This is a genomic window from Brenneria izbisi, assembly GCF_025840185.1.
Classification (GTDB): domain Bacteria; phylum Pseudomonadota; class Gammaproteobacteria; order Enterobacterales; family Enterobacteriaceae; genus Brenneria; species Brenneria izbisi.
The window spans coordinates 141,997-151,673 of the sequence record NZ_JAMPJU010000008.1 but is presented as its reverse complement, the minus strand read 5'-3'; the positions used below and the strand labels follow the sequence as shown (position 1 = coordinate 151,673).

General features: G+C 50.0%; 9 protein-coding genes. 6 read left to right on the top strand and 3 right to left on the bottom strand.

Features of this window, described 5'->3' with window-relative positions; translation table 11 throughout:
- Positions 1-6 precede the first annotated feature (6 nt).
- From NC856_RS12125 to NC856_RS12115, 3 genes are all read left to right on the top strand, one after another.
- Complete coding sequence (locus NC856_RS12125) at positions 7-438, top strand: PaaI family thioesterase (RefSeq protein ID WP_264090686.1); 432 nt, start codon at positions 7-9, stop codon at positions 436-438.
- 152 nt (positions 439-590) lie between these two features.
- Entirely contained in the window at positions 591-1,838 is a 1,248-nt protein-coding gene (gene ccrA / locus NC856_RS12120) for a crotonyl-CoA carboxylase/reductase (RefSeq protein WP_264090685.1), read from the top strand.
- Between the two features lie 681 nt (positions 1,839-2,519).
- Positions 2,520-2,873 (top strand): putative quinol monooxygenase, encoded by a 354-nt coding sequence (locus tag NC856_RS12115; RefSeq protein ID WP_264090684.1) that lies wholly within the window; start codon positions 2,520-2,522, stop codon positions 2,871-2,873.
- Positions 2,874-2,977: 104 nt separating this feature from the next.
- Here NC856_RS12115 and NC856_RS12110 read toward each other — a convergent pair whose 3' ends face one another.
- The 3 genes from NC856_RS12110 to NC856_RS12100 form a co-directional block, all read right to left on the bottom strand.
- Positions 2,978-3,991: an AI-2E family transporter gene (locus NC856_RS12110; protein WP_264090683.1), complete on the bottom strand. Its 1,014-nt coding sequence runs from the start codon at positions 3,989-3,991 to the stop codon at positions 2,978-2,980.
- 79 nt (positions 3,992-4,070) lie between these two features.
- Complete coding sequence (locus NC856_RS12105) at positions 4,071-5,192, bottom strand: MBL fold metallo-hydrolase (protein WP_264090682.1); 1,122 nt, start codon at positions 5,190-5,192, stop codon at positions 4,071-4,073.
- Positions 5,193-5,371: 179 nt separating this feature from the next.
- Positions 5,372-6,460: an NADH:flavin oxidoreductase/NADH oxidase gene (locus NC856_RS12100; RefSeq protein WP_264090681.1), complete on the bottom strand. Its 1,089-nt coding sequence runs from the start codon at positions 6,458-6,460 to the stop codon at positions 5,372-5,374.
- An 89-nt stretch (positions 6,461-6,549) separates the two neighbouring features.
- On the opposite strand from NC856_RS12100, the gene NC856_RS12095 reads away from it, so the two are divergent.
- From NC856_RS12095 to NC856_RS12085, 3 genes are all read left to right on the top strand, one after another.
- Positions 6,550-6,852: an ArsR/SmtB family transcription factor gene (locus NC856_RS12095; protein ID WP_264090680.1), complete on the top strand. Its 303-nt coding sequence runs from the start codon at positions 6,550-6,552 to the stop codon at positions 6,850-6,852.
- A gap of 97 nt (positions 6,853-6,949) precedes the next feature.
- Positions 6,950-7,417 (top strand): YehS family protein, encoded by a 468-nt coding sequence (locus NC856_RS12090; RefSeq protein WP_264090679.1) that lies wholly within the window; start codon positions 6,950-6,952, stop codon positions 7,415-7,417.
- A 123-nt stretch (positions 7,418-7,540) separates the two neighbouring features.
- A complete protein-coding gene (locus tag NC856_RS12085) occupies positions 7,541-9,490 on the top strand; it encodes a methyl-accepting chemotaxis protein (protein ID WP_318841731.1) in 1,950 nt (649 codons plus the stop codon).
- The last annotated feature ends 187 nt before the right edge of the window (positions 9,491-9,677 follow it).

Genomic DNA, 9,677 nt, shown 5'->3' with positions numbered 1-9,677 from the left:
ATGGTTATGACTAAAAGTGACCTGACCACTCTTTTCAATGACTCAGCTTTATTTAAAGCCTTGGGATTTTACATTGTTGAAATAAAGGACGATGCCATTGTTATGGAAATAAATGACGACAATCCCTGCCATCAGGGAGGTTTTGGCGTACTCACGTCGCTCGGCATGAACGGCGCGGTGATCAGCGCCGCTCTGGAATCAGCGATAGGTCTATGTGGCTTTAACGCTCTGGGGCGTGAACCCGCAGGCGTGGTTGAACTTTCAGTAAAAATTTTACGAGTGATTCGTAAAAAACCATGTCGCGTCGAGGCGCACGTCGATAATAAAAATAACAACGTCGCTTTTATTTCAGCCACGCTACTCAGCGCACGCGGCGGTATTTGCGCAACAGGAACTGGCATTGTATTAAAGAGTAAAACCACTGAGGTAACATCATGAAAAAGTGCTAATTAAGATCTAGCAGAGCGGTTTTTATTTAAGTCTATTAGTGGAACGACAACCATGACGTTTCACGGATAAGTTATGCCACCAACGCAATCTGATATAAAAAACAGATTGATAGATTTACTCGTTTCGACAAGGAGTTCAGCATGACGAAAAATTACTCTATCCCGCAAGAGATGAAAGCTTATCTGATTCGTCCAGAGCGTTATGGCGATCCTATTACTGCAATTCAACAGGAAACCGTCAGCATTCCGAAATTATCACCCAATCAGGTTCTTATTAAAGTGATGGCGGCAGGGCTGAATTATAATAATGTCTGGGCAGCATTAGGTAAACCCGTTGATGTTGTCTCAGCGCGCCGTAAAAGAAATAAAAATGCCGAACCGTTTCATATTGGCGGTTCAGAAGCGGCAGGCATTGTTTATTCTATTGGTCATAATGTCAGTAATGTTAGCATAGGTGATGCAGTGGTGGTTTCCTGCTCAATATATGACGCTACTTCGCTTGAATCACGCCTCTCGAACGATCCGATGTTTACCCGCAGTCAGGAAATTTACGGCTATGAAAGGAATTACGGCTCGTTTGCAGAATTTACAATCGTTGAGGACTATCAATGCTTTCCCAAACCTGATTTTCTGACCTGGGAAGAGAGCGCGACCCTGATGCTCAATGGCCCCACAGCCTACAAGCAACTCACTCATTGGACTCCAAATAATGTCAAACCGGGAGATGCCGTTCTCATATGGGGAGCCGCTGGCGGTTTAGGCTCATTATCGGTACAAATAGTGAAAGCCCTCGGTGGACTCCCCGTCGCGGTCGTATCAAGTGAAGAGAAAGGGGAATATGTTCGCAAACTGGGCGCCGTGGGATATATTGTCAGGAAAAAATACTCACATTTTGGTCGACTTCCCAATGTGACATCCGATGAACATACGTCATGGTCCAGAACATTCGCTAATTTCAGACGCGACTTCTTTAAGGCTTTAGGAAAAAAAGAACTTCCCAAACTGGTCATTGAACATTCCGGGCAAGATACTTTCCCTACATCGCTGCAAATCTGCGATCACTCCGGCATGGTAGTTACAGTTGGTGGTACTTCTGGCTATAATTGCGACTTTGACGTGCGCCATTTATGGATGCATCAGAAAAGAATACAAGGCTCTCACTACGCCAATATCCGTGAATGTAATGAGTTTCTCCATCTTGTTAATCAAAGAAAGATCGTCCCCACCATGAGCAAAGTATTTCGTTTTGATGAAATACCTTATGCGCACCAAGCACTATTAAACGGAGGAATATTCGGCAATGCTGCGATATTGGTCAATGCAACCGCTCCCAAACTCGGATCAAGCGTTTCTCAGGATGAGAAACTCACTCCCGTACACTGTCATTAAATGACGAAAAAGGAGAAACTGATAACAGCATTTAAATCAATAGAAGAACGTTTTTATATCTGAACGCGCTCTCCTTTTATCTGCAAAGAGGGAGAGCCTTCATTAATAATAATCTTACCATCACAATATTTCATTCACACCGCATAAGTGGGTAACGGATTATTCTCTGGCGCCTATTCGTTCTCTCCCTATAGTTCTTGTCGCTTTGTGAGGAGGTGATGCGATTTGTCATGATGGCATGGCGGGGACTGCGGCAGATCGCATCCTGCCATGCAGGGCGATACGAGTAAGGCGAGTTGCATGGCCAGGTTGTCAGTCTGTTGACACTTGCCTCAACCCAGGCCTTGTATCACCCGTTCCCACGGCCCGAAAGACCAAAATACAGATGACTTTTGCTTTAAAACAGGCAAAAACCGCTTCGCCTGATTGTTGAATTTTATTCTACTCTGCGTCCTCTTCAGGCATGTTTATCCACCTGAATATCAGCGCTAAGATAATGTAACTATCCAAACGACCAGTTAACACCGTAGTTCATCATTTCTCGTTTACACACAAGAACAGATACATTTTTAACCAGAGAAGATGATGACACGACGGATCGTCGTATCAGATGCTTCCACTGAAGGTTCCATCATCATGTGGTATCGCCCCGTTGAATCATCACACCATTGAGAAAAAATCATGAACAATGACATTACCTGCGTTTTTACTCTCACCCTGGCTGAGGGAAAATTTCCAGCCTTCCGTGATCTGGTCGCTAAAATTGTGACCGCGACGCACCAGGAGCCAGGTACGCTCTCTTACGTTTATAGCGTTAGCGAAGATGAAAAATCGGCCCATATCGTTGAGCGCTACCAGGCTGACGCGCTGGTCAGCCATGTCGATAACACGTTCGCCCCGTTCGCTGAAGAATTTCTGTCCCTGGTGACGATCACCAGCCTGACAGTCTATGGCGACCCGGACGCAGCGATTAAAGAAAGACTGGATCCGTTTGGCGCGGTTTATCTCAAGCCGTTTGCTGGCTTTACCCGTTAATCGCTCATTTTCTGATATGTCGTCAGTCTGACGTAATTCATATCGCGGGAAAAGTGTTGCACAATAGCGAGGCCCGCCGTACCGCGCGCCTCGTTCAAGCAGCGCTACCCTTCCAGCAGACGGGCGAATGTCTTCCCACTTTTGCTTTGTTCCAACGCCAGCTTGAGCGTCATGGTGAGAGGAACCGCCAGCAATACGCCAGTCATCCCCAGTAAGCCTTCCCAGACCAACAGCGAAATAATGATGACGCTGATGGAGAGATTTAACTTGCGCCCGAACAGATAGGGTTCCAGAATCCAACCCAACAACAAGTTGATCAGCAGGATCATCGCCAGCGCCGCCGCGCCGGTACTGAACCCATTGAAAACAAACGCCTGAATCAGTGGAGGGATCGAAGCCACCATCGAACCCACTACCGGAATAAAGTTAAATAAAAAGGCGACGACGCCCCAGATGAAAGCAAATTTCACCTGCAATAACGACAGCGCCCCCCACACGGCCAGTCCATTCACTACGCTGATCAGCGTTTTCAGCGCCAGATAGTGCGTCACGCTGGTAATCCCCTGCCTAACCGCCTTCATTTCAGGCGATGTGGCCCGAAACAGTTTTTGGCATTTTGCCACCAGTGACGGCACCTCAATCAGCATGAAGATCACCGTCAGGAAGATAATCAACCCAGCAGAAAAAAGGCTCGACATTCTACTAAGCATACGTCCAATCAACGTCAGAAATTGCCCAGGATCAATCAGCGATACTGCCGCATCCGGCGTCAACGACAATCCCAGGCTTTGCAAAGGCAACCGACTATCAACCAGTTGTCGGGTCAGCAACCCCTGCATCTGCATGCTCATCTGATTAAACTCCGGCAATGCCGCGACCAGCTTCAGCAAGGTGTATGTCAGCATAAGCAACAGGACGAGGCCTAATAGCACCACGATTAACGCGCGCGGCAATCGTGTTCGGCACAACATGCTCACTACCGGCTCCAGCACAATCGCCAGAAACAGCGCCAGCAGCAGCATCGACAGAATAGACGCCGCCATGTGAATCCCCACCATGATGATCACCAGGGCGGCCAGAAACAGCAGGCGTTGCAGCAATTGATTATCCGTGCGCATCGGTATTCTCATCGTCGTCCTTCTGGTTAGTGTGACTGGCCGCTGACCGGCCAAAACATATCGGCTGCGCCGACCAGCGTTATTCTGAACGTACTGGACGACCGGCTACCGTTTCCCACCAGTGAGGAAAAGAGGGCTGCTTTTCATCCATACTGACAGTTTGGCCGATCATGGGCGTCAAGAGTCGATACGCTTTATTCTCGCTGGCCGCAACGACCCGCTTAAGCGGATCATCCCAGGTATGATGGGCAAGCTTGAATTTACTGTTATGCGAAGGAATGATGGCGGCGGCGTTGAGATCCTGACCGGCCTGCGCGGTTTCTTCCGGCATCATATGAATATAGCGCCAGTTTTCGTTATATTGACCGCACTCCAGGATGGCTAAATCAAACCCTCCGAAGCGATCGCCAATCTCTTTAAAATGAGCGCCGTAACCACTGTCACCGCTGATGAAAAGCTTGTGTTGCGGCGTGATCAGCGCAAAAGAAGCCCATAGGGTTTTATTTCGCCCCAACAGACGCCCTGAAAAATGACGGGCCGGCAATAGGTGGATCGTCAGATCGTGTTCAAGCTCAAACGTACTGAACCAATCGCCTTCATGGATTTTCCGCTTATCAAATCCCCATTGGACAAAATGCGAGCCTACGCCCAAAGGTAAAACGATACGTTTAATTTTTGTCCGCAATTGCTTAATCGTGGGGTAATCAAGGTGATCCCAGTGATCGTGAGAAATCAGCAGGTAATCAATATCGGGTATATCATCCGCTGTGTAGATGTTGCTGCCGTCAAAAGCTTTATTTACCCCGGGAACCGGCGACGCGCTGAGGCTGAATACCGGATCGATCAGAATACGTTTGCCGCCCATGTGCAGGAAATAAGAGGAATGTCCCATCCAGATGACCAGATCCTGCTGGAGATCCAGCGCGTGCAGATCGGTTTTGATGGAAGGCAGAGGCGCAGGCGGAATGGCATCGACATCCTTGCCAAACAGGAACTTGGCAATCGTCACCAGCGTATTGCCGCTCCCCGTCAACTGCGGGGTCGCCGTTAAGTTTTTAAATCCTTCATCATGATAAAATGAGGATTGCTTAAGTTTTGCAAGCTCATCCCCTGTTGGCGGCTGGCCGAACTGAGGCCGTCTGAGATAGACGTATAGCGTTATTGCCAGAATTAACGTAACAATCAGTAAAATCGTCATCATCGTAATCAAACACCTAACAGGGCTGGCGACACAATGCCGCCAGTCCAGACTATTCCAGCAGAAAACGCCACGTCTGTCAGGGTGAAATTTCCAGACGCCGGAACCGGCTATTTATTCATAAACGTTGTCTTGTTTATAAACCCAGTCGCAGTTGATGTTTCATGCGGGATACAACGAAGTTAGTATTTTTCCAGCCAATGGGCATAAGGCGCGGGCAATGTCCACGACGGACGTTCGATACCTAATTCGCGTGCGGCATAATAGCTCCAGTGCGGATTGGCAAGATGCGATTTACCCACCATCACCACATCCAACTGCCCTGATTTTACTGCTTGTTCAGCGAGTTCAGGCGTACCGAATCCCCAGGCGGATGACACCGGAATATCCGCCTGTTGGCGAACCTGCTGGGCAATTGGTCCCATAAAGGCAGGGCCCCAGGGAATGTTGGCGTCCGGCGTGGAAAAACCGATACTGACGCTCAGCATATCAAGACCGTTTTGTTTGAAACGACGCGTCAGTTCGATAGACTCCTGCAAGGTTTCTTCATCACGGCCGTCGAATTCAATCACGCCAAAGCGCATGGTCAGCGGTAAATGCTCCGGCCAGACTTCCCGTACCGCGGCCAGTGTTTCCAGCAGAAAACGGCTGCGATTCTCAACGCTGCCGCCATATTGATCATTACGCTGATTGGAATGAACAGAGAAGAAGCTTTGCGCCAGATAGCCATGCGCAAAATGCAGTTCCAGCCATTCAAATCCGGCATCACGCGCCCGGCGCGCCGCATCCACAAAATTCTGACGAACCCGATCAATATCTTCTTGCGTCATTTCCCGCGGCGTTTTGGGCAGATTGGCGCCGAAAGGTACGGCGGACGGCGCAATGGTTTGCCAGCCTTGCGCATCATCGGCAGCGATATGGTCATCGCCTTCCCACGGAATATTGGCGCTGGCTTTACGCCCTGCGTGAGCAATCTGAATACCCGGCACCGCGCCTGCGGCTTTGATGGCTTTCACCACCGGTACAAACGCCTGAGCCAAATTATCATTCCAGATACCGGCACAACGTGGCGTGATTCGGCCTTCCGGCGCGACGGCGGTCGCCTCCACAATCACCAGGCCGGCGCCGCCACGCGCCATTGACGCGTAATTAACCTTATGCCAATCGTTGATCAGGCCGTCATTAGCGGAATACGTACACATTGGAGGAACCGCGATGCGGTTACGCAGCGTCACCGCTTTCAGTTTGAAGGGTTGAAATAGTGCTGACATGATATTTCCTCAGTGGTTACAGGATACTTCTATATTTCGATATTATTCGAATAATAGATTTCAAACAACCCTGTTGCTATAATCCGCGCATGAGACCCTTTAAACACCCGACCACCGATCAATTCATTCTTGAGCGCGTCCTTTACGCCTTGAGCGACCCCTTGCGCATGGAGATCGTCCGTCGTCTCGCCGCGCAAGGCGAAGCCACCTGTGGCGAACTGGACGGAGGCCGCCCTAAATCCAGCGTTTCTCATCATTTCCGGGTATTACGCGATGCTGGGCTAATCCATACCACCAATATCGGCACCACGCATATAAACCGTTTACGCCATAGTGAAATGGACGCGCGTTTTCCCGGTTTACTGACGGCGATCCTGTCACAAAAGGCGTAACCCGCTGGCTGCTGGCACACAGATCCACTCTGCATTTTTTCATCATTCCCTTATACTGGCAGCCCATAACGATGATGACGGCGAGAAAACCCCGGCAATGATGAATAACGACGTGTTGCGTAGCGTGCGCTATATGCTCAATTTAAATAACGACCACCTGCTGGCGATCCTGGCGCTGGTGGACATGACCGTACCGCCCCAGCAACTGGCAAGTTATGTGAAAAAAGAGGATGAAGCCGGCTACCAGCCATGCCCTGATATCGTGTTGAGCTATTTTCTCAATGGCTTGATAGTGCAAAAACGCGGTAAAAATGAAAACCAGTCGCCGTTACAGTTTGAGCGTAAAATCACCAATAACATCATCCTGAAAAAGCTGCGCGTCGCATTCTCGCTGAAAACCACGGATATTCAGGAAATACTGGTTGCACAGAATTTCAGGGTTTCTCAGCCTGAATTAACCGCTATGATGCGCGCGCCGGATCACAAAAATTACCGTGTCTGTGGCGATCAAATCCTGCGCTATTTTCTGAAAGGACTCACCGCACGGGTTCGTCAGCGCGGATAACCAGCGAGTAGAGAGGCCTATTCCTTCTATTCGGTCAGATATAAACGTGACAGGGTGCTCATACTCCTGATGGATGTATGGCATAGACTCTCTTATGTCATGATAAAATTAAGAGAGGGAACTATGGGAATTTTATCGTCTTTTCGTTCTGGCGCTGGCTTTTTCGGTTTCAAATCCCTTGCGAGCGGCGTCTTTGATTGCGACATCCTGCCCACATCAATAAATCAACTCGGTATTGCCGACAAAGGCGGTATTTTACTGGTCTTTATTCCGCCTGATGCCGATTTCTTTACGGTCAGTAACGCCTGGCAACGCTTTTCTGACAGCAAAACCACGGTTATTACACTCTCCTCGACAGGCACGCTATGCAATCGCGCCAACGCCTCCACTTATTGCGAGATGACGGGCGGACAAGGTAGCTGGCTGTGGCTGCCGCAAACGTTGATCGCCCATCATGAGGTCCACGTGATTGATCTGCACGTTCAGGGAAAAGCCACCGCCAGCCAGCGGAGCGCGGCTATTCGCAACGAACTTGAACGTCTTAACGTCAACATGCGCCTTTCCGCCGATCGCACATTCGCGATGGTTTACTGCGACGGACTTTCCGCATCGGAAGGGTTCCTGATGCAGGCCTGGTATGCCAGCGGTCGTTTCCCCTGCATGGCTATTGGCGGTTCCGCAGGGGGGAATCTCGATTTCAGCGCCACCTATATTGGCTACGATGACCAGATATTACAGGGCAAAGCAGTACTGATTTTTTGCCAGATGGCCGAAGGCAAATCGTTTGCGCCCTTTAAAAGTCAGAACTTCGAACCCACCAGACAAAGCTGGTTGGTGGCGGAAGCCGACCCGGTGGCGCGTAAGGTGGAATCCGTATTCGATACTCATGGCAGGCCCCAATCGATTATTCAAGCTCTGGCGGCGTATTTTCACTGCCAACCCGATCAAATCGCCCGGCACCTGGAGGGTAAAACCTTCGGCGTGAAAGTGGATAATGAGTACTTTATTCGCTCTGTCGCCACCATGCAGACGGACAGCATGACCTTTTTCTGCGATCTGGAGTTCGGCGATCGGCTCTATCTGCTTCAGGCCACCGACTTTATTGCCGCTACGCGCCATGACTGGCAACAGTTCGTGTCTGAAAAAGGCAAACCGATTGGGCTATTGCTGAATGATTGCGTACTACGCAGGTTGAATAATGCGAACGCGCTGGCGCAGGCAAACTTGTTTGATAATGTTCCGGCAGCCGGTTTCTCCAGTTTTGGCGAAATTTTCGGGGTGCCCATTAATCAAACGTTGTCCGCTCTGGCGTTTTTCGATCATGATATCCAGGCCATGACCCATTTTCCCATCGAATATGCCGCGTTTGCCGGCCACTATTCCCAACGGTCACTGCGCCGCTGGGAGGCCATGCACCATATTCAGACCGGGGTGATCAATCGGGTTATCGCTTATCAGGAAGAGTTGAGCCCGTTGCTAACCGCGTTGCCCCAATTGGAACATGCCACTTCACGGCAGACGGAAACGCTGGATATGGCGGAATCCAACATTCGCGCCATCAGTGAAGCGGCGACGCAAACTCGCATCGCCCAGAACCATCTGGAACACGAACTGAACCAGTTGGAACAGATTTCCCAGGGCATCAGCCAGATAACCGTTGGGATCAGCACCATCGCCGATCAAACCAACCTGCTCGCGCTCAATGCCGCCGTCGAAGCGGCGCGAGCGGGCGAGGCGGGCCGGGGATTTGCCGTTGTCGCCGAGGAAGTCCGGCGTCTGGCCCGATCGTCAAAAGATCAGTCCGACGCCACCCGAAAAAGCATCAATGACGCGGTCGCCACCATCGCCCGGATCCGCGATGTGGCGTCACAAACGGTCGGAACGACGGAGGATATGGCGGATAAAAGTATCTCTGCCGCCGACCAGATCGCGTCTATGAGTGCTGAAACCAGTAGAGAGCGCCATAACGTCACCGCCAATCTGGGCCAACTGAAAGAAGCAGCCAAAGGGATGGACGCCATGCACGAGGCTGTCGAACAGTTGACCACTTTGCAACAGTTGGCATCATCCTGAATAAAAATACGACAACGCGGTTTCGTAACCGTCATGTTCACGCAACGCGGACAATAGGTTCAAACCGCTTCAGCAAATGATCATAAAAATCATTATCATTTACTAAACAAACACCATTAGTTAGTATAAAAACCATAAAAATACATAACAAATAACAGATAATGCTGATGAAGATCACATTACTGGT

Excerpts from the sequence above, each read along its gene's own strand:
- NC856_RS12125 (WP_264090686.1), top strand. The coding sequence starts at position 7 with ATGACTAAAAGTGACCTGACCACTCTTTTCAATGACTCAGCTTTATTT.
- ccrA (WP_264090685.1), top strand. The coding sequence starts at position 591 with ATGACGAAAAATTACTCTATCCCGCAAGAGATGAAAGCTTATCTGATT.
- NC856_RS12115 (WP_264090684.1), top strand. The coding sequence starts at position 2,520 with ATGAACAATGACATTACCTGCGTTTTTACTCTCACCCTGGCTGAGGGA.
- NC856_RS12110 (WP_264090683.1), bottom strand. The coding sequence starts at position 3,991 with ATGCGCACGGATAATCAATTGCTGCAACGCCTGCTGTTTCTGGCCGCC.
- NC856_RS12105 (WP_264090682.1), bottom strand. The coding sequence starts at position 5,192 with ATGATGACGATTTTACTGATTGTTACGTTAATTCTGGCAATAACGCTA.
- NC856_RS12100 (WP_264090681.1), bottom strand. The coding sequence starts at position 6,460 with ATGTCAGCACTATTTCAACCCTTCAAACTGAAAGCGGTGACGCTGCGT.
- NC856_RS12095 (WP_264090680.1), top strand. The coding sequence starts at position 6,550 with ATGAGACCCTTTAAACACCCGACCACCGATCAATTCATTCTTGAGCGC.
- NC856_RS12090 (WP_264090679.1), top strand. The coding sequence starts at position 6,950 with ATGATGAATAACGACGTGTTGCGTAGCGTGCGCTATATGCTCAATTTA.
- NC856_RS12085 (WP_318841731.1), top strand. The coding sequence starts at position 7,541 with ATGGGAATTTTATCGTCTTTTCGTTCTGGCGCTGGCTTTTTCGGTTTC.